This is a genomic window from Nonomuraea sp. NPDC050478, assembly GCF_044458265.1.
Classification (GTDB): domain Bacteria; phylum Actinomycetota; class Actinomycetes; order Streptosporangiales; family Streptosporangiaceae; genus Nonomuraea; species Nonomuraea ferruginea.
Genome location: NZ_JBITHT010000007.1, coordinates 197,643 through 217,665, shown reverse-complemented (window position 1 = coordinate 217,665; position 20,023 = coordinate 197,643). Strand labels below are relative to the sequence as shown.

General features: G+C 74.3%; 9 protein-coding genes. 7 read left to right on the top strand and 2 right to left on the bottom strand.

Annotation, left to right across the window (positions count from 1 at the left end; genetic code table 11):
* Positions 1 to 12 precede the first annotated feature (12 nt).
* The 4 genes from ACIBF7_RS33890 to ACIBF7_RS33875 are packed head-to-tail and all read left to right on the top strand — an operon-like array spanning position 13 to position 14,594.
* Complete coding sequence (locus tag ACIBF7_RS33890) at positions 13 to 3,105, top strand: amino acid adenylation domain-containing protein (RefSeq protein ID WP_397198965.1); 3,093 nt, start codon at positions 13 to 15, stop codon at positions 3,103 to 3,105.
* The gene (locus ACIBF7_RS33885; RefSeq protein WP_397198964.1) at positions 3,102 to 9,443 is read left to right on the top strand and encodes an amino acid adenylation domain-containing protein; all 6,342 of its coding nucleotides are present in this window, start codon (positions 3,102 to 3,104) and stop codon (positions 9,441 to 9,443) included. The genes ACIBF7_RS33890 and ACIBF7_RS33885 overlap by 4 nt, the downstream gene beginning before the upstream one ends.
* On the top strand, positions 9,440 to 13,345 hold the full coding sequence (locus ACIBF7_RS33880; RefSeq protein WP_397198963.1) for an amino acid adenylation domain-containing protein: 3,906 nt from the start codon (positions 9,440 to 9,442) through the stop codon (positions 13,343 to 13,345). The genes ACIBF7_RS33885 and ACIBF7_RS33880 overlap by 4 nt, the downstream gene beginning before the upstream one ends.
* Positions 13,326 to 14,594, top strand: coding sequence for an MFS transporter (locus ACIBF7_RS33875; RefSeq protein WP_397198962.1), 1,269 nt, complete (start codon positions 13,326 to 13,328; stop codon positions 14,592 to 14,594). The genes ACIBF7_RS33880 and ACIBF7_RS33875 overlap by 20 nt, the downstream gene beginning before the upstream one ends.
* Before the next feature lie 3 nt (positions 14,595 to 14,597).
* Here the strand turns inward: ACIBF7_RS33875 and ACIBF7_RS33870 are convergent, their stop codons facing one another.
* On the bottom strand, positions 14,598 to 15,635 hold the full coding sequence (locus ACIBF7_RS33870) for an LLM class flavin-dependent oxidoreductase (RefSeq protein WP_148031539.1): 1,038 nt from the start codon (positions 15,633 to 15,635) through the stop codon (positions 14,598 to 14,600).
* Positions 15,636 to 15,863: 228 nt separating this feature from the next.
* On the opposite strand from ACIBF7_RS33870, the gene ACIBF7_RS33865 reads away from it, so the two are divergent.
* The 3 genes from ACIBF7_RS33865 to ACIBF7_RS33855 are packed head-to-tail and all read left to right on the top strand — an operon-like array spanning position 15,864 to position 19,028.
* Positions 15,864 to 17,261 carry an FAD-dependent oxidoreductase gene (locus tag ACIBF7_RS33865; protein WP_397198961.1) on the top strand — a complete coding sequence of 466 codons (1,398 nt, stop codon included), beginning with the start codon at positions 15,864 to 15,866 and terminating at the stop codon, positions 17,259 to 17,261.
* A 34-nt stretch (positions 17,262 to 17,295) separates the two neighbouring features.
* Positions 17,296 to 18,612, top strand: coding sequence for an MFS transporter (locus ACIBF7_RS33860; RefSeq protein ID WP_397198959.1), 1,317 nt, complete (start codon positions 17,296 to 17,298; stop codon positions 18,610 to 18,612).
* Entirely contained in the window at positions 18,609 to 19,028 is a 420-nt protein-coding gene (locus tag ACIBF7_RS33855) for a metalloregulator ArsR/SmtB family transcription factor (protein ID WP_397198958.1), read from the top strand. The genes ACIBF7_RS33860 and ACIBF7_RS33855 overlap by 4 nt, the downstream gene beginning before the upstream one ends.
* A gap of 57 nt (positions 19,029 to 19,085) precedes the next feature.
* On the opposite strand, the gene ACIBF7_RS33850 is transcribed toward ACIBF7_RS33855, so the two are convergent.
* Positions 19,086 to 19,832, bottom strand: coding sequence for an MBL fold metallo-hydrolase (locus tag ACIBF7_RS33850; protein ID WP_397198957.1), 747 nt, complete (start codon positions 19,830 to 19,832; stop codon positions 19,086 to 19,088).
* Positions 19,833 to 20,023: the final 191 nt, after the last annotated feature.

The following is a 20,023-nucleotide window of genomic DNA, read 5'->3' as shown; positions in this document are numbered from 1 at the left end:
AGGACACCGGCCGTGACCGGCACCTACGTCTTGCCTGCCTCGTACGCCCAGGAACGCCTGTGGTTCCTCGCCCGGCTCGACCCGGACGCGCCCGCGCACCACGTCAACGCGGTGATCGAGCTGCCCGGCCGCAGCGACCCGGAGCGGTGCCTGGACGCGCTGCGCCAGGTCGTCCGGCGGCACGAGACGCTGCGCACGTCGCTGGCGACCGAGGACGGCGACCTGGTCCAGGTCGTCCAGGTGGACCTGCCGGTCACGCTGCCCTGCACCGACCTGCGCGGCCTGCCGCCCGAGCGGGCCGAACGCGAGTTCCGCGCCCTGGCCCTGGCCGAGGCGCGCAGGCCGTTCGCCCTGGACCGGCCGCCGCTGTGGCGGGCGCGGCTGGTCCGCATGAGCGACGAGCTGCAGCGGATCGTGCTGGTCGTGCACCACGCGGTGTTCGACGCCCGCTCCGGCGTCGTCTTCACCAGTGAGCTGAAGGAGATCCACGACGCGCTCGGCCGGGGCCGCGAGCCGGACCTGCCCGAACTGCCCATCCAGTACGCCGACTACGCCGCCTGGCAGCGCGAGCACCTCGCCGGGGGCGTGCTCGCCGGCCAGCTCGGCTACTGGCGCGAACGCCTGGCCGGACTGCCCGGCGACACCGGCCTGCCCACCGACAGGCCGCGCCCGGCCACCCGCGGCCACGCCGGCGACGAGTACGCCCGCACCCTGCCCGGGGACCTCGTCGACGCGCTGGAGGAGCTGGCCAGGCGGCGCGGCGCCACCCTGTTCATGGTGCTGCTGGCCGGGTTCAAGGCGCTGCTCGCCCGCTACGGCGGCCAGGACGACGTCGTGGTCGGCTCGCCGGTCGCCGGCCGGGACCTGCCCGAGTTCGAGCCGGTCATCGGCATGTTCGTCAACACGCTGGTGCTGCGCACGGACCTGTCCGGCGACCCGTCCTTCGACGAGCTGCTGGACCGGGTGCGGGGCACCGTCCTGGAAGCGCTGGACCACGCCGACGTGCCGTTCGACCGGCTGGTGGAGGCGCTGCGGCCGGCCCGCGACCCCAGCCGCACCCCGCTGTACCAGGTGGGCTTCAACCTGCTGCCGATGGACGCGCGCGGCCAGTTCCCCAACGGCACCGCCCAGCACGACCTAGGCCTCGACGTGGTCAGGACCCGTTCCGGCGCGGGCCTCTACTTCGAGTACAGCACCGAGCTGTACGACGCGGACACGGTGGCGCGGATGGCCGAGGCGTACCGGCTCGTCCTGGAGGCCGCCGTCGCCGACCCGGGAATCCGGGTGTCGCGGCTGCCGCTGATGACGCCGGAACGGGAACGGCGGCTGCTCACCGGCTGGAACGCCACCGCCGCCCCGTACCCCGCAGGAACCCTGCACGAGCTGGTCGCCGAGCAGGCCGCGCGCACGCCGGACGCGGTCGCGCTCCGCGACCTCGCCGGCGGCACGCTCACCTACGCCGAGCTGGACGAGCGCGTCCGCGCGCTGGCCGGGCGGCTGGCGGCGGCCGGCGTGGGCGCCGAGACCTGCGTGGCGCTGTGCCTGCCCCGCGACGCCGACCTGGTGGTGGCGCTGCTGGCGGTCCTGCGGGCGGGCGGCCACTACCTGCCGCTGGACCCGGCGTACCCGGCGGAACGGCTGTCGTACATCCTGGCCGACTCCGGCGCGCGCCTGCTGATCACCACCTCGCGCCTGGCCGGCGACCTGCCCGCCGACCGGCCGCCGGTGTTCCTGCTGGACCGGCCGCCGGAAGGGCCGCCCGCGACGCCGGTACGGGTGGGTCCGGACAACCTGGCCTACCTGATCTACACCTCCGGCTCGACCGGGCGGCCCAAGGGCGTCGAGGTGCCGCACCGGGGGGTCGTCAACCTGGTCACCGACGTGATCCGCCGGGTCGGCGGCGGCAGCGCGCTGCTCATGACGTCGCTGTCCTTCGACATCGCCGCCCTGGAGATCTTCACGCCGCTGCTGTCCGGCGGCACCCTCGTCGTCGCCCCCGACGACACCTCCCGCGTGCCCCGCCAGGCCGGTCGCGCGGCCGAAGGGGTGGACCTGGTGCAGCTCACCCCCTCGGTGGCCGGCCTGGTCGCCGGGCACCTGCCGCCCGGACTGCCGCGCGTCATCCTCGGCGGCGAGCCCCTGCCGCCCGACCTGGCGGCGCGGCTGCTGAAGGTGGCCGGGGAACTGTGGAACTTCTACGGCCCGACGGAGACCACCATCTGGTCCACCGCCTACCGGGTGCCGCGTGACGCCACCACGATCCTCATCGGCACGCCGGTGGCGAATACGTCGGTGTATGTGGTGGATGGGGGGTTGTGTCCGGTTCCGGTGGGGGTGCCGGGTGAGTTGCTGCTGGGTGGGGTGGGGGTTTCTCGGGGTTATCACGGTCGTGCGGGGTTGACGGGGGAGCGGTTTGTGCCGGATCCGTTCGGTGGTGGTGGGGGGCGGTTGTATCGGACGGGGGATTTGGTGCGGTGGTGTGCGTCGGGGGAGTTGGAGTATCTGGGGCGTGTTGATGATCAGGTGAAGGTGCGGGGGGTGCGGGTCGAGCCGGATGAGGTTGCGGCGGTGCTGGGGGAGTGTCCGGGGGTGGGTCGCGCGGTCGTAGTGGTGCGTGACGATGCTCCGGGTGGTCGTGGTCTGGTGGCGTATGTCCAGCCTGGTGCGGGTTCGGGGGTTGATCCTGGTTCGTTGAGGGGGTTTCTGCGGGCGCGGTTGCCGGAGGCGATGATCCCGGCGGCGTTCGTGACGGTGGACGGTTTCCCGGTGCTGCTGAGCGGCAAGCTCGACCGCAACGCGCTCCCACCGCCGCACCCCGGCACCGCCCCCGCCTTCGTGCCCCCGCGCACCCCCGCGGAGGAGACGCTGGCCGCCATCTGGTCCGACCTGCTCGGACGGGACCGCGTCGGAGCGCGCGACGACTTCTTCGAACTGGGCGGCCACTCCCTGCTCGTGGTCCGCCTCATCGCCCGGATCTCCGACGAACTGGGCGTGGAACTGCCGCTGCGCCGCTGCTTCGACGCCACCACCGTCGAGGAGCAGGCGCTGGCCGTACTCGAGCACGCGCTCGGGACCGATCTGGAGCTTCTTGAGGAGGAGCGGTGAGCGACGCCGAAGGGATCCGCGAGCGCCTGGCCGCGCTCAGCCCGGACCAGCGGGCCGCACTCGAGGCCCGCCTCCTCGGCCGCCGCCGGCCGAGCCCGCCCACTCCGGCGATCCCGCACGCCGACCCCCGGCTGGGCGCCCCGCTGACCGAGGCGCAGCGCCGGCTCTGGGTCGTCGACCAGCTCGACCCCGGCAACCCCGCCTACACCCTGTCCTGGGCGTACCGGATCGACGGCCCGCTGGACGCCGCCGCGCTGGCGGCGGCGTTCGACGCGCTCGTGGACCGCCACCCCGTACTCGGGTACGTGGTCACGCTCAAGGACGGCGAGCCCTGGCAGGCGCCCGGCCCCGTCAGGCCCGCGCTCACCGTCGAACACGTCACCCCCGCCGAGGCGGACGCGGCGGCCCTCGGCGAGGCCGGGCACCGGTTCGCCCTGGACACGGGCCCCCTCACCAGGGCCCGCCTGCTCCGGGTCGCCGAGCGGGAACACCGCCTGATCCTGACCCTGCACCACATCCTGGCCGACCGCTGGTCCGTGGCGATCCTGCTGCGCGACCTGCTGGCGCTGCACGCCGGCGACCCGCTCCCTGCGGCGCCGACCGGCTACGCCGCCTACGCCACCTGGCAGCGGTCGCGCCCCGCCGGCGGGGACGGCGACCTCGCCCACTGGCGCGAGACCCTCGCCGGGCTGCCCGACGTGCTCGACCTGCCCGCCGACCGGCCCCGCCCGCCCGTACGCCACAACGCGGGCCGCAGGCTGCCGTTCGACCTGGACCGGCCGACCGCCGACGGGGTGCGCGCGCTGGCGGCCGGACACCGGGCCACCCCGTTCATGGTGCTGGCCGCCGCCGTGCAGACGCTGCTGGCCCGCTACACCGGCCAGACCGACATCCCGATCGGCACGCCCGTCTCGGCCCGCCCCGACCCGTCGCTCGACGACACCGTCGGCCTGTTCCTCAACACCGTGGTGCTGCGCGGCGACCTGTCCGGCGACCCGAGCTTCACGGAGCTGGTGGAGCGCACCCGGGAGCGGGCGCTGGGCGCGTTCGAACACGCGGCGCTGCCGTTCGAGACCCTGGTGGAGGAGCTGTCGGCGGGCCGCGACCTGTCCAGGAACCCGCTGTTCCAGGTGATGCTCGCCTACCAGAACACCCCGCCGCTGCCCGGCGGCGCGCGCGGCCTGCGCCTGGAACGGCTGGACGTGCGGCCCGGCACCGCCATGTTCGACCTGGACCTCATCGTCGAGGAACGCCCCGACGGCCGGCTGCTGTGCGTGCTCGACTACCCCACCGACCTGTTCGACGACGACCGGATGGCCCGCCTGGCCGGCCACCTGCGCACCCTGCTCGCGGCCGCAGTCGCCGATCCCGGCCTGCGCCTGTCGGAGCTGCCGCTCATGCCCGCCGACGAACAGGAGCGCACCCTGCGGGCAGGCGACGGCCCGGCTCTCCCGTACCCGGAACGCGGCGTGCACGAGCTGGTCGCCGAGCAGGCCGCCCGCACCCCGGACGCGCCCGCCGTGGCCGACGCGCACGGCCGCGTCCTGACGTACGCGGAGCTGGAGGCGAAGGCGGCCCGCCTGGCCGCGCGGCTGCGGCGGCTCGGCGTCGGCCCCGAGACCCGGGTGGGCGTGTGCCTGCCCCGCACCCCGGACCTGGTCGCCGCCCTGCTCGGGGTGCTCAAGGCCGGCGGCTGCTACGTCCCCCTGGACCCCGGCTACCCGCCGGAGCGGCTCGCCGGGATCCTCGCCGACTCGGGGGCCGCGCTCGCCGTCACCACCGCCGCACTCCAGGCCCGCCTCCCCGACCGGCCCGGCCGCCTGCTGCTCGAAGACCTCCCCGCGGACGGGGAGGAGTTCGGTACGGGCGCGCACCCGGACCAGGCCGCCTACCTGATCTACACCTCCGGCTCGACCGGCCGGGCCAAGGGCGTCGTGGTGCCGCACCGCGGCCTGGTCAGCCTGCTGGGACACGTCCGCGAGGCGCCCGGCCCGGCGGCGGGGGAGCGGTACCTGTTCCTGACGTCGGTGTCGTTCGACATCGCGATGATCGAGATCTTCGGCCCGCTGGTCACCGGCGGGACCGTCGTGGTGGCCTCCTCCGCCGAGATCGAGCGGGTGCACCGGCTCGTCGGGGACGTGCACACCGTCCAGGCCACCCCGTCCATGCTGGAGGGCCTGCTGCCCGCGCTCGCCGCCCGCGTCCCCCGGATCATCTCCACGGGCGAGGCGCTGCCGGCCGGGCTCGCCGCCCGGCTCCTGAAGGTGACGGACGAGCTGTGGGACCTGTACGGGCCGACCGAGACGACCGTGTGGTCCACCGGGCACCGGGTCACGGGCGACGCAGGCGGCTCCATCGGCACGCCGGTGGCGAATACGTCGGTGTATGTGGTGGATGGGGGGTTGTGTCCGGTTCCGGTGGGGGTGCCGGGTGAGTTGCTGCTGGGTGGGGTGGGGGTTTCTCGGGGTTATCACGGTCGTGCGGGGTTGACGGGGGAGCGGTTTGTGCCGGATCCGTTCGGTGGTGGTGGGGGGCGGTTGTATCGGACGGGTGATCTGGTGCGGTGGTGTGCGTCGGGGGAGTTGGAGTATCTGGGGCGTGTTGATGATCAGGTGAAGGTGCGGGGGGTGCGGGTCGAGCCGGATGAGGTTGCGGCGGTGCTGGGGGAGTGTCCGGGGGTGGGTCGTGCGGTGGTGGTGGTGCGTGATGACGCTCCGGGTGGTCGTGGTCTGGTGGCGTATGTCCAGCCTGGTGCGGGTTCGGGGGTTGATCCTGGTTCGTTGAGGGGGTTTCTGCGGGCGCGGTTGCCGGAGGCGATGATCCCGGCCGCGTTCGTGACGGTGGACGGTTTCCCGGTGCTGCCCAGCGGCAAGCTCGACCGCAAGGCCCTCCCGCCGCCCCCGCCGGAAGAGGCCCGCGAGCAGCGGCCGCCGCGCACGCCGGAGGAGCACACCTTGCACGCCGTCTGGACCGGCCTGCTCGGCAGGGACCGGATCGGCGTGGACGACGACTTCTTCACCCTCGGCGGCCACTCCCTGCTGGCGATGCGGCTCGTGGTCAGGATGCGGGAGGAGTTCGGCGCGCGGGTGACGCTGCGCCGCTGCTTCGAGACGCCGACCATCGCCGGGCTGGCCCCCCTGCTGACCTCGGCGCACGCCGCCTCCATCCCCGCCGCCGAAGGGCCGGTGGAGCCGTCGCACGCCCAGGCCCGCCTGTGGTTCCTGGACCAGCTCGATCCCGGCAACCCCGCCTACAACGTGGCCTGGGCCGAACGCCTGACCGGGCCGCTCGACGTCGAGGCGCTGGCCGCCGCCTTCGACGACCTGGTGGACCGGCACGACGCCCTCCGCCTCGTCATCACCGGCGCCGACGGCGAACCGCACCTCCAGGAGGGCACCCGCAGACCCCGCCTGGCCGTCCGCCCCCTCCCCGCTCCCGGCGGGACGGACGAGGACGAGATCGGGCGCCGGGAGGCCCGCCACCGGTTCGACCTCGCCACCGGCCCGCTCGCCAGAGCCGTCCTCGTCAGGCGGGGCCGGGAGGAGCACGACCTGTTCCTGACCCTGCACCACGTGAGCGCCGACCGGTGGAGCCTGTCGATCCTGCTGCGCGACCTCATGGAGCTCTACCGGGCCCGCGTCACCGGCACCCCGCCGGACCTGCCCGCCCTGCCCGCCGGCTATCGCGACTTCGCCGCCTGGCACCGCCGCCGGGCCGGCGAACGTACGGACGATCTCGCGTACTGGAAGGACATCCTCGCCGGCCTGCCCGCCACCCTGGACCTGCCCGCGGACCGGCAGCGGCACGGGCCGGCGGGCATGGCGGGCCGCAGGCTGACGTTCGGCATCGACGCGGACACCGTCGCCGCGGTGCGGGAGTTCGCGGCGGAGCGGCAGGCGACGCCGTTCATGGTGCTGCTGGCGGCGCTGCAGGCGGTGCTGGCCCGCTACACCGGACGCGACGACATCCCGATCGGCACGCCGGTGTCCGGCCGGGCGCACCCGGACGTCGAGGAGCTGGCCGGACTGTTCCTCAACACGCTGGTGCTGCGCGGCGACCTGTCCGGCGACCCCGGCTTCGGCGAGCTGGTCCGGCGCACCAGGGAACGGGTGCTCGACGCGCACGACCACGCCGAGCTGCCGTTCGAGATGCTGGTGCGGGAGCTGGCCGAGGAGCGCGACCTGGCCCGCAACCCGCTGTTCCAGGTGATGCTCGCCTACCAGAACGTGCCGCCCGCCCCGCCGGAGGCGGCCGGGGTGTCGCTGCGCACCCTGGACATCGACCCCGGCGTCACCCAGGCGGACCTGCACCTGGTGATCGAGGAGGCCGGTGACGGGCTGACGGGGGTGCTGCACTACGCCACCGACGTGTTCGACCACGACCGGATGGAGCGGTTCGCGGACCACTTCCGCGCCTTCCTCACCCGGGCGGTGGCCGCGCCCGGGCGTCCCGTGAGCGAGGTGCCGCTGCTCACGCCCGGAGAGCTGGAGACGGTCCTGCGGGCCAACGACACCGCCACCCCGTACGAGAGCGCGACGCTCGCCGGCCTGCTGGCGGACCAGGCGGCGCGCACCCCGCACGCCCCCGCCGTGCGCCACGGGGAGGAGTGGCTCACCTACGAGCAGTTCACCGCCCGGGTCGACCGGCTGGCCCGCACGCTGCGCGCGCTCGGCGCCGGACCCGACCGGGTCGTCGGCGTGTGCCTGGAACGCGGGCCGGACCTGGTGGTCGCCGTGCACGCGGTGATCGCCGCCGGCGCCGCCTACCTGCCGCTGGAGCCGGACCACCCGCCGGCCCGGCTCGCCGCCATGCTGTCCGACTCCGGCGCCCGTCTCGCGATCACGAACACCACCCACCACGCCCTCCTGCCCTCCGGCATCACCCCCGTCCTCCTCGACGCGACCCCCCTCACGGAGCCCGCCCCCGACACGACGCCGGAGGTCGCCGTCCATCCGGACGCGCTCGCGTACGTGATCTTCACGTCGGGGTCGACGGGACGTCCGAAGGGTGTGGGAGTGTCGCACCGGGCGATCGTCAACCGGCTGCGGTGGATGCAGGACGCCTTCCCGCTGACCGGCGAGGACCGGGTGGCGTTCAAGACGCCGTTCTCGTTCGACGTGTCGGTGTGGGAGCTGTTCTGGCCGCTCATCACCGGCGCCGGAATGGTGGTCGCCGATCCCGGCGGGCACGCCGACCCCGGCTACCTGACCCGCCTGTTCGGCGCCGGGGACGTCAGCACCGTCCACTTCGTGCCGTCCATGCTCGACGCCTACCTCGACGAACCCGGCCTGCCGCCGCTGCGGCGCGTCATCTGCTCCGGCGAGGCGCTGCCCCCGGAGCTGGCCGCCCGCTTCCACGAGCGGATGCCCGGCACGGAGCTGCACAACCTGTACGGCCCCACGGAGGCGGCCGTGGACGTCACCCGGCACGCCTGCGAGCCGGGGGAGACCGTGATCCCCATCGGCGGGCCGGTCGCCAACACCCGCCTGGAGATCCTCGACGAGCGCATGAACCGGGTGCCCGTCGGCGTCCCCGGCACACTGTGGATCGGCGGCGTCCAGCTCGCCCGCGGCTACGTCAACCGGCCCGCCCTGACCGCCGAACGGTTCGCGCCCGACCCGCACGGCCCGCCCGGCGGCAGGCTGTACGACACCGGCGACCTGGCCAGATGGCGGCCCGACGGCGAGATCGAGTACCTGGGCCGCGCCGACCACCAGGTCAAGATCCGCGGCATGCGGGTCGAACTGGGCGAGATCGACGCCGCGCTGTCGGCGCTGCCCGGCGTGCGCGCCGCCGCCGCGCGGGCCGTCGCCGACGGGGCCGGCCTGCGACTGGCCGGATACGTGGTGCCGGACCCCGGCGAGCACGACCCCGCGCGGTGGCACGCCCTGCTGCGCGAGCGGCTGCCCGGCCACCTGGTCCCCGCCACGCTGACGATCCTGGACGCGCTGCCGCTCAACCGCAGCGGCAAGCTCGACCGCGACGCGCTGCCCGACCCGTCCGCCCCCGACCCGGCCGCCCACGCCGACCCGGAGGGCGAGGCCGAACGCGCCGTCGCCGCCGCCTGGCAGGGCGTGCTCGGCCTCGCGCGGGTGTCGGCGCACGACAACTTCTTCGCCGTCGGCGGCGACTCCATCCGCAGCCTCAAGGTGGTCTCCCGGCTGCGCGAGGCGGGCTACGCCGTACGGCTGGAACAGCTGTTCCTGCACCAGACGGTCAGAGAGCTGGCCGCCCGGCTGGAACCGGCCACGCCGGCCGCCGAACCGCGGGCCGCGGCGCCGTTCGGCCTGCTCGACCCCGAGGACCTGGCACGGATGCTGGAAGGCGAGGCGCGATGACTGTCACGACCGGGGCCCGGGGCCTGGAGGACGCCTACCCCCTGGCCGCTCTCCAGGCGGGCATGCTCTACCACAGCGCCTACGAGCCGGACGCGGCCACCTACCACGACCTGACCACGATCACGCTGCGCGGCCGGTTCGACCGGGAAGCGTTCGAGGCCGCCCTGGCCGAGGTGACCGCCCGGCACCCGGTGCTGCGCACCTCGATCGACATGACAGGCTTCAGCGAGCCGCTGCAGTTCGTGCACCGCTCGGCCACACTGCCGTTCGCCGTGACCGACCTGTCGGGCGTCCCGGACGCGGACGAACGGGTGGCGCGCTGGGCGGAGGAGGAGAAACGGCGCCCGTTCGACTGGTCGCGGCCGCCGCTGGCCCGCGCGCACGCGCACCTGCTGCCCGGCGAGCTGTTCGCGTTCAGCCTGAGCTTCCACCACGCCATCCTCGACGGGTGGAGCGTGGCCACGCTCGTCACCGAGCTGTTCCGCCGCTACCACGCCCGCCTGGCCGGGGAGCCGCTGCCGGTGACCCCGCCCGCCGCGGCCTTCCGCGACCTGGTGGCCCGCGAGCGCGCCGTCGTCGCCTGCGCCCAGACCCGTGACTTCTGGCAGGCCCGGGTGGACGACGCGCCGGACACGCGGCTGCCGCGGCTGCCCGAGCACCGGGACGGCGACGGCGTCGAGGTGCTGCGCCTGCCGCTGGAACCCGCCCTGCTCGCCCGCGTGACCGAGGTGGCCCGCGAGCTCGCCGTCCCGGTGCGCACCGTCATGCTGGCCGCCCACCTGCGGGTGCTGGCGCTGGTCACCGGCGAGGACGAGGTGATGACCGGCCTGGTCACGCACAGCCGGCCGGAGAGCGAGGCGGGCGAGGAGGTGCTCGGCCTGTTCCTCAACACGGTGCCGCTGCGCCTCGACACGGCCGCGCCCACCTGGGGCGAGCTGGTGCGCCGGGTGTTCGACGCCGAGGTGGCGCTGCTGCCGCACCGGCAGTTCCCGCTCTTCGAGATCCAGCGGCTGTCCGGGCGCTCGCCGATGCTGGACGCGCTCTTCGACTACCGCGACTTCCACGTCTACCGCGGCATGCCCGGCGCCGAGATCGTCGGCCAGGAGTTCTTCGAACAGACCGACCTGCCGTTCACCGCCGCGTTCACCCGCTCGCGCGAGCACGGCGGGTTCGACCTGGTCATCACCTACGACCGGGCCCAGTTCGGCGCCGCGCAGATCGCCCGCGTCGGCGGCCATTACCTGACGGCCCTGCGCCTGGCCACCACGAGCGCCGCCGATCCGCGCCGGGCGGACCCGTTCCTGACGGCGGACGCCGGGGAGATCGGCCGGTGGAACGCCACCGCGCGGCCGTACCCGGAGGCGACCCTCCCGGAGCTGTTCGCCGCGCAGGCCGCCCGCACCCCCACCGCGCCGGCCGTCTGCTACGACGGCACCTGGATCACCTACCGTGAGCTGGCCGCCCGCGCCCGCGCCGTCACCGCCCGGCTGGCCGCCGCCGGCGCCCGTCCCGGGGACGTGGTCGGCCTCCACCTGGACCGCGGCCCCGGCCTCCTGCCCGCGCTGCTCGGCGTCCTCGGCGCCGGCGCCGCCTACCTCCCGCTGGAGCCCGGCCTGCCACCGGAACGGCTGGCCCACATGATCGAGGACGCCGGCGCCCGCATCGTCCTCACCGACGGCGACCCGCCGTCGTCCGACGCCGGTCTGCCCGCCGGGGTGGTGGTGCTGCCTCTCGACGGTCCCGCCCCCGACACGACGCCGGAGGTCGCCGTCCATCCGGACGCGCTCGCGTACGTGATCTTCACGTCGGGGTCGACGGGACGTCCGAAGGGGGTGGGGGTGTCGCATCGGGCGATCGTCAACCGGCTGCGGTGGATGCAGGAGACCTTCCCGCTCACCGGCGAGGACCGGGTCCTGCACAAGACGCCGCTGTCGTTCGACGTGTCGGTGTGGGAGCTGTTCTGGCCGCTCATCACCGGCGCCGGGATGGTCGTCGCCGAGCCCGGCGCCCACCGCGACAGCGCCCGCCTGGCCGCCCTCGCCGCCGGGCACCGCGCCGGTGTGGCGCATTTCGTGCCGTCGATGCTGGAGGTGTTCCTGGACGAGCCCGAGCTGCCGCCGCTGCGGCGGGTCATCTGCTCGGGCGAGGCGCTCTCCCCGGAGCTGGCCGCGCGCTTCCACGAGCGGATGCCCGGCACGGAGCTGCACAACCTGTACGGCCCGACAGAGGCGGCCGTGGACGTGACCTGGCACGCCTGCCAGCCGGGCGAGACCGTGATCCCCATCGGCGGGCCGGTCGCCAACACCCGCCTGGAGGTGCTCGACGCCGAGGGCCGCCGGGTGCCGGTCGGCACGCCGGGCGAACTGTGCCTGGGCGGCGTCCAGCTCGCCCGCGGCTACGTCAACCGGCCCGCGCTGACCGCCGAACGCTTCGTACCCGACCCGTACGGCCCGCCCGGCACGCGCCTGTACCGCACCGGGGACGTGGCCCGCTGGCTGCCCACCGGCGAGATCCAGTACCTGGGCCGCACCGACTTCCAGGTGAAGATCCGCGGCCAGCGGGTCGAACTGGGCGAGATCGAGTCCCTGCTGACCGCCCACCCGTCCGTACGCGCCGCCGCCGTCGTCCTGCGCGGCGAACGCCTCGTCGGCTACGTCGTCCCCTACACCCCCGCCGACCCCGCGCAGCCCGAGGATCCCGGTGCCGAGCTGGCTGCCGCGTTACGGCGGCACCTGCCCGATCACATGATCCCGTCGGCGTGGGTACGGCTGGCCGAGCTGCCCGTCACCACCAGCGGCAAGCTCGACCGGGCCGCGCTGCCCGAACCCGGCGAGGCCGGGCGGCCCCCGTACCTGCCGCCGCGCGACCCGTTCGAGGCCCGGCTGGCCACCGCCTGGGAGGAGACGCTCGGCGTGGACTCCGTCGGCGTGCACGACGACTTCTTCGCCCTCGGCGGACACTCGCTCCTGGCGCTGCGGCTGACCATGCGGCTGCGCAAGGAGCTGGGCCGCGAGGTGCCGCTGCAGGCCGTGCTCACCGCCCCCACCGTGGCCCTGCTGGCCGCCGAGCTGCGCCGCCCGCACGACAACGACGGCGTCCCCGAGCGGATCGTGCCGCTGCGCCCCACCGGCGACCGGATCCCGATCTTCCTGTTCCACGCGCTGGGCGGCCAGGTGTTCCGCTACCTGCCGCTCGCCCGCCACCTCGGCGCCGACCAGCCCGTGCTCGCCGTCCAGGCCGCCGGGCTCGCCCCCGGCGAGGAGCCGCACAAGACGCTGGAGGAGATGGTCGACGACTACACCGAGCACCTGCTGCGGGTCCGCCCTCAGGGCCCGTACGTGCTCGGCGGCTACTGCATCGGCGGCAACATCGCGCTGGAGACCGCCCGCCGGCTGCGCGAGCGCGGCGAGCGGGTGCCGCTGGTGGTGCTGTTCTACTCCGACGCCGCCGAGCCGGTGCTGCGCGCCTCGCTGGAGGACGACGCCGTGCTGCTCACCCACGCCCTGGCGGGCGGCAGGGTCCAGGTCGACCTGGACGAGCTGCACCGGCTGGACCCCGACGAGCGGCTGCTGGCCGTCATCGACGCCGCCGCCCGCGCCGACACCCTCCAGCCCGACGCGGCCGACCTGCGCCAGGCGCGCCGCTTCGTCTCCGTCTTCCGCGCCAACGCGCACGCCGTCGGCTACTACCGGCACGCCCCCTACGACGGTGACGTGCTGCTGTTCTCGCCCGCCGCCGAGGGCGTGCCGCCCGACGACATGGGCTGGCGCGACGTCGTGACCGGGCGGCTGCGCATCTCGCCCATCCACGGCGAGCGCTTCACCGTCATGTACGAGCCGCGGGTCGCGCGGGCGGCCGCCGAGGTAAGGAGCAGCATCGACAATGGCCTCACCGACGACTGACCGCGCCGGCACCCTGTGGCGCAATCCGGACTTCCTGAAGTTATGGGCGGGTGAGAGCCTGTCCCTGGTCGGCTCTCAGGTGACGGTGCTGGCCATGCCCATCGTCGCCTACCTCCTGCTGAACGCCTCCGTCGCCGAGATGGGCGTGCTCGGCGCGCTGGCCCGCCTGCCGATGGTGCTGTTCTTCGTCGTCGGCGTCTGGGTGGACCGGATGCGGCGCCGGCCCGTGCTGATCTGGAGCGACGTGATCCGCGCCGCCATGCTCTGCACCGTGCCGCTGCTGTTCGTGATGGACATGCTCACGCTCTGGTGGCTGTACGTGGTCGTCCTGGTGATGGGCGTGTTCGGCGTGCTGTTCGAGATCGCCTACCGGTCGTACCTGCCGCTGCTGGTGGCGCCCGAGCATCTGGGCGACGGCAACAGCAAGCTGCAGCTGAGCGACTCGGTGTCCAAGGCGGTCGGGCCCAGCCTGGCCGGGGTGCTGCTGGCGGCCCGCTCCGCGCCGCTGATCATCCTGGTCGACGTCATCAGCTACGTCGCCTCGGCGCTGTGCCTGATCTTCATCCGCAAGAAGGAGGACCCGCCCCCGCCGGACAGCGGCGGCAGCATGATCTCGGCGATCCGGGCCGGGTTCGGTTTCGTGATGAGCCAGCCGATCATCCGGCCGCTGGCGATCGCGAGTGCCGTCTACTCCTTCTTCGACATCGGCATCCTGCAGACCCTCTATATCCCGTACGTGCTCGGTGTCGTGGACCTGCCGGCGGCGGTGGTCGGCGGGGTGCTCGCGGTCGGCGGGATCGGCGCGGTGGCGGGGGCGTGGCTGTCGGTGCGGCTGATGAAGGGGTTCGGGCCGGGGCCGACCATGTTCTGGTCCACGGTGATCGGCAACAGCGCGCTCATCCTGGTGCCGCTGGCCGGCGGGCCGCTGTGGCTGGCGCTCGGCACGCTGGGCCTGTCGCAGCTGCTGGTGGGGCTCTGCACGCAGATCTTCGTGGTCAACAACATCACGGTGCTGCAGTCGGCCGCGCCGCGCGAGCTGGTCGGCCGGGTGATCGCCACCATCTGGGCGATGGGGCTGGTGCCGGCGCCGGTGGGCGCGCTGGTGGCCGGGCTGCTCGGGGAGGCGTTCGGGATGCGGCCGGTGGTGCTGGTGGCGGCGGTGATCGGGGCGCTGGTGCCGATGGTGGTGCTGTGGCGGTCGCCGATCCCGAAGATGCGCGAGCTGCCCTCGGCTCCCACCGGGAGCTGAGGGTCACGCGGCGAGTTCCGCCAGCCAGGCGAGCTGCTCGGCGCGGTCCTCCAGGGTGGGCGCGTTCAGGCCGACGATCAGCCTGGTCGCGCCCGCCTTGCGGTAGGCGGTCAGCCGCTCGCGCACCCGCTCAGGGGTGCCGCACAGGGTGAGGGCGTCGACCAGGTCGTCCGGCAGCTCCTCCACGGCCGCGCCCAGGTCGCCGTCGAAGTAGGCGTCCTGGACCCGCCCGGCGGCCGGCCCGAAGCCGAGCCGGTGCGCCAGCCGGTTGTAGAAGTTCACCCCGCGCGTGCCCATCCCGCCCAGGTACAGCGCCAGCATGGGCCGCACCATGTCGCGGGCGTAGTCGGCGTCGTCGTCGACCATGGCCATCACCATGGGCGAGACCTCGACGCGGGAGGCGTCGCGCCCGGCGCGGGCCGCCCCGGCACGGACGTGCTCCAGGGTCTCGGCCACGTGCTCCGGCGGGAAGTGGATGGGCAGCCAGCCGTCGGCGATCTCGCCCGCCAGCCCGGCCGCCTTGGGGCCCATGGCGGCCAGGTGGATCGGCAGCGGCCGCTGCACCGGCGCCGCCTGCATGGTCAGCTCCTTGCCGCGGCTGCCGGGCAGCGGCAGCGTGATCTCCGGCCCGTCGTGCCGTACGGGGCGGCCGTCGAGCGCGGTGCGGACCACGGCGACGTAGTCGCGCAGGTGGGCCAGCGGGCGCCGGTAGGGGTGGCCGTGCCAGCCCTCGGCCACCTGCGGTCCCGAGGCGCCGAGCCCGAGCAGGAACCGGCCGTCCGACAGGCGGTCGACGGTGGCCGCGGCCATGGCGGCGGCGATGGCGGTGCGGCCGGTCGCCTGGAGCACCCCGGTGCCCAGGCGGATCCGCTCGGTCCCGGCCGCGAGCCAGGCCAGCGTGGTGGCCGGGTCCACCCCGTACCCCTCCGACGCCCACACCGAGTCGTAGCCGAGCCGCTCGGCCTCCCTGACGAGCGAGAGCTGGGCCTCGTGGGTGGCCGCGACGGGCCCGAGGGTGCCGATGCTGAATCCGAGTCGCACAGTCGCCTCCTCCAAGAATGCCGATCTTGCCCCACTTTCTCCCATCCAGGCGGGTGACGCCAGCGCTGCCGGGCGCGTGAACGGACCGCTTCCGGGTATGTACTGATTAGATGTGCCTCTAATTTGACATGTCTCTAAGTTGTCGGCCATCCTGTCGGAGAAGCTACTTCGACAACTGTCAAAACAGCGCGGACCGTCGCGGCCCGCGGAACCATGAGGAGAAGCACCATGAGCGGATGCTGCGGTCCCACCGCTGTCGAACTCCAGCCGAGTGCGCAGGCCGTGCGGTCCGACGACCTGCCCGTCGCGGTCGTCGGCGCGGGCCCGGTCGGGCTGGCCGCGGCGGCCCACCTGGCCGAACGGGGCCTCGATTTCGTGGTGCTGGAGGCCGGTGAGCAGGCGGGCGCCTCGGTGGCCCAGTGGGGACACGTGCGGGTGTTCAGCCCGTGGAAGTACGACATCGACCCAGCCGCCCGCCGCCTGCTGGAGGCCGATGGCTGGAGCGCCCCCGACCCCGAGTGGCTGCCCACCGGGACCGAGCTGATCGACGACTATCTCGCGCCGCTGGCCAAGCTCTTCGGCGACCGGATCCGTACGGGCGCGAAGGTGAGCGCGATCAGCAGACTCGGCTACGACCGGGTCCGCACGGCGGGCCGCGAGCGGGCGCCGTTCCTGATCCGGCTGGCCGGCGGCGGCGAGCTGCACGCCCGCGCGGTCGTCGACGCCTCCGGCACCTACGCCACCCCGAACGTGCTCGGCGCGTCCGGCCTGCCCGCCCACGGCGAGGCCGACGCGGCGGACCTGGTCGACCACGCGCTGCCTGACGTGCTCGGCGCCGATCGCGACCGGTACGCCGGCAAGCATGTCCTGGTGGTCGGCGCCGGGCACTCGGCCGCCACCACGCTGCTCGCGCTCGCCCAGCTCGACGACACCCCGATCACCTGGGCCATCCGCGCAGGCGACGCCGGCCGTACCTACGGCGGCGGCGAGGCGGACGCGCTGCCCGCCCGCGGCGCGCTCGGCACCCGCCTGCACGCCCACGTCACCTCCGGCCGCATCCGCCTGCTGACCGGCTTCTTCACGCACGCCGTCGAACGCGACGGCGCGCGGGCGCGGGTGATCAGCCGCGATCCGTCCGGCGCCGAGCAGGCCGTCACCGCCGACCGGATCGTGGCCGCCACCGGCTACCGCCCCGACCACGCCATCGCGAGCGAGCTGCGCCTGGACCTGGACGCGGTCCTCGGCTCCACCCGGGCGCTGGCGCCGCTGATCGACCCGAACGCGCACTCCTGCGGCACCGTGCCGCCGCACGGCGCCGACGAGCTCGCGCACCCGGAGGACGGCTACTACGCGGTGGGGGTCAAGAGCTACGGCCGCGCCCCCACTTTCCTGCTGGCCACCGGCTACGAGCAGGCCCGCTCGGTCGTCGCCGCGCTGGCCGGCGACTGGGAGGCCGCCCGGGACGTGCGTCTCGACCTGCCCGAGACCGGCGTGTGCTCCTCCAGCCTGGCCGAGGCCCAGGAGCAGCGCCTCGGCCTGGCCACCGGGATCAGCGGCGGCCTGCTGGGCAGCCCGCTGCCGCTGGCGACCGCCGGAGCCTCGCAGGGCGGCGGCTGCTGCGGCTGATCCCCGACGACCGCCTCTTTTCCAAGGAGCGCTTATGCCGGCCGTCGATCCTCTCTCCGCCGCCTCGGCCGGCGGAGAGAGCGGTGCCCGCCCCGCGCCCGGCCGCGGCCTGGGCAGGGGGTGGCCCCTGGTGGCGGCGCTGGCCCTCACCCAGACCCTCGGGTTCGGCGTGCTGTACTACAGCTTCTCGGTGCTGCTCACGCCGATGAGCCGCGACCTGGCCGCCGACCCCTCGCGGATCTCGCTCGCGCTGACGGTCTCGGTGCTCATCGCGGCGCTGGGCGCGCCGGTGGCGGGCCGCTGGCTGGACGCGCGCGGCGGCCGCGCCCTGATGACGGCGGGCTCGGTGCTGGGCGCCGTCTCGCTGCTGGCCTGGTCGCAGGTGCGGACCGTGGCCCAGTTGTACGCGGTGTTCGTCCTCATCGGCGTCGCCGCGGCCATGGTGCTGTACGAGGCGGCCTTCGCCGTGATCGTCGCCCGCTTCGCCGCCCCGGCCCGCGCCATGGCGCTGCTCGCGGTCACCGTGGTGGCCGGGTTCGCCTCCTCCATCTTCATGCCGGTGACCGGCGCGCTGGTCCAGGCGTACGGCTGGCGCCAGGCCCTGATCATCCTCGGCGTCGTCTACGGCGCGGCGGCCATTCCGCTGCATCTCCTGGCCGTGGGCCGTCCCCGGACGGGGAAGCCTTCGGCGTCGGACACGAGTGACTCGGCCCAGTCCGGGGCCGGCGAGCGGGCGGCGCTGGTGCGCGCCGCCACCCGCCAGGCGGCCTTCTCGTTGCTGGCCGCCGCCTTCACCCTGCACAGCGCCGGCACGGCCACCATCTCGGTCCTGCTCATCACCTACCTGATCCACCTCGGCCACCCGCCGCTGCTGGCCGCCGGCGTGGCCGGGCTGCTCGGCGTGCTGTCGGTCACCGGACGGCTGATCACCACCGGGCTGCAGCGCCGCCTGCCCGCCGCGCTGATCGCCGCCGCCATCTTCGCCCTGCAAGCCGTGGGCGCCGCCGCGCTGCCGCTGATCGGCGCCACCACCGCGGGCGCCGTCGCCGCGGTGCTGATGTTCGGGCTCGGCTTCGGCGTGGCCACCATCACCAAGCCGCACCTGCTGACCGAACGCTACGGCACCACCGCCTACGCCAGCCTGTCCGGCCGCCTGGCCCTGCCCGCCACCCTGGCCAAGGCCGTGAGCCCGGCCGCAGCCCTGGCGCTGGCCCAGGCCGCCGGCTACGGATGGGTCATGGCCGGCGTCGCCTTCACCTGCCTGACCGCCGCCGCGGCGCTGACCCTCTACCACCGCCTATCATTTAGACGAACATCGAAGCACCAGTCAGGCCCGGAGGCTTCCGCATGACCGCCACCACCCTGCCCCTCGCCCGAAGCAGCCAGGACGCTCAGGCCGGGACGTGCTGCGCGCCGATCGCCCGCCGGCCGCTCAGCGAAGGCGACGCCGCCGAGCTGGCCGTCCTGCTCAAGGCGGCCGCCGATCCGGTCCGGCTGCGCCTGCTGTCCATGATCGGCTCCCACGCCGGCGGCGAAGCCTGCGTGTGCGACCTGACCGACGCCTTCGACCTGACCGCGCCCACCATCAGCCACCACCTGAAGGTGCTGCGCACCGCCGGCCTGATCGGCAGCGAGCGGCGCGGCACCTGGGTCTACTACTGGATCATCCCCGAGACGGTGAACAAACTGGGCGCCCTGTTCGCCCCGCTGACCGAGCCCGGCTCCCGCCCCGATCGTCCGGCGGACTCCGCGGTCACTCCGGCCTGAGCCCTGCGGACGGGCGTCTTCGGTTGAAAACACCGGACGCCGGCCCTCGCTCGTTGATCAGTTCCACCCGAGTGGGACAGTGAGTCCTTCCTCGGCCGCCAACACCTCACCGCCGAACTCCTCGCGGGCGGCGGCCACGGAGGCGGCCCGGTCGTTGCCCGGCCAGAAGTGGGTGAGCATCAACCGGCGTGCGCGTGCGCGTCGGGCCCAGTGACCGGCCTCTGTGGAGGCGAGCAGATTGCGGGTGGGGCGGTCGGTCTCGCCGTCGCGGTCGGTGGCCTCGACGATGAACAGGTCGACGTCGCGCCCGAGTTCGGCGAGCGCGGGAGTCGGACCGGTGTCGCCGGTGTAGGCCAGGACGACCCCGTCGGCCTCCAGGCGGACGCCGGCGTTGGGCACATAGTGCGGCAGCGACAATCCCGTGAGGGCGAACGGCCCCACCCGGTGACCGCCCGGCAGCGGACGCACATCGAAGACCGCGTGGAGGTCGGCGTCGGGCTCCAGCCCGCCGATCCGGTCGAGCACGCCCGGCGGGCAGTACAACGGCAGCCGTGGGCCACCGGGGTCGCCATAGAAACGCATCCGGAACAACCCGTGAAGGTCGACGCAGTGGTCGGGGTGCTCGTGGGTGACGACGACCGCGTCCACCGCGCCGTCCGGCCAGTGCGCGAGCAACCGCGGCAGGGTGGCGTAGCCCAGGTCGAGCAGCAGCCGGTAACCGTCCCAGTCCACCGCGAACCCGCTGCAGGCACGGCCCGGCTCGGGAAACGCACCACAACTGCCGAGGACGGTCACCTGTCGCATCCGTACAGGATGCCAGTCCCCTGTGACGGTCGTGGAACGGCGAAGGCCCCCGCCGGGTCGGCGGGGGCCTTCAGCCATACGTGTGCGTACCGGTGTGCGTGTCGCCTCTCGGCGAAAGGCTCAACGCGGCTCCAGCCGTACGGTAGTCCGCGAAGGCGATAGGTGAGGCCCGGGGACACTGGGCACACCGG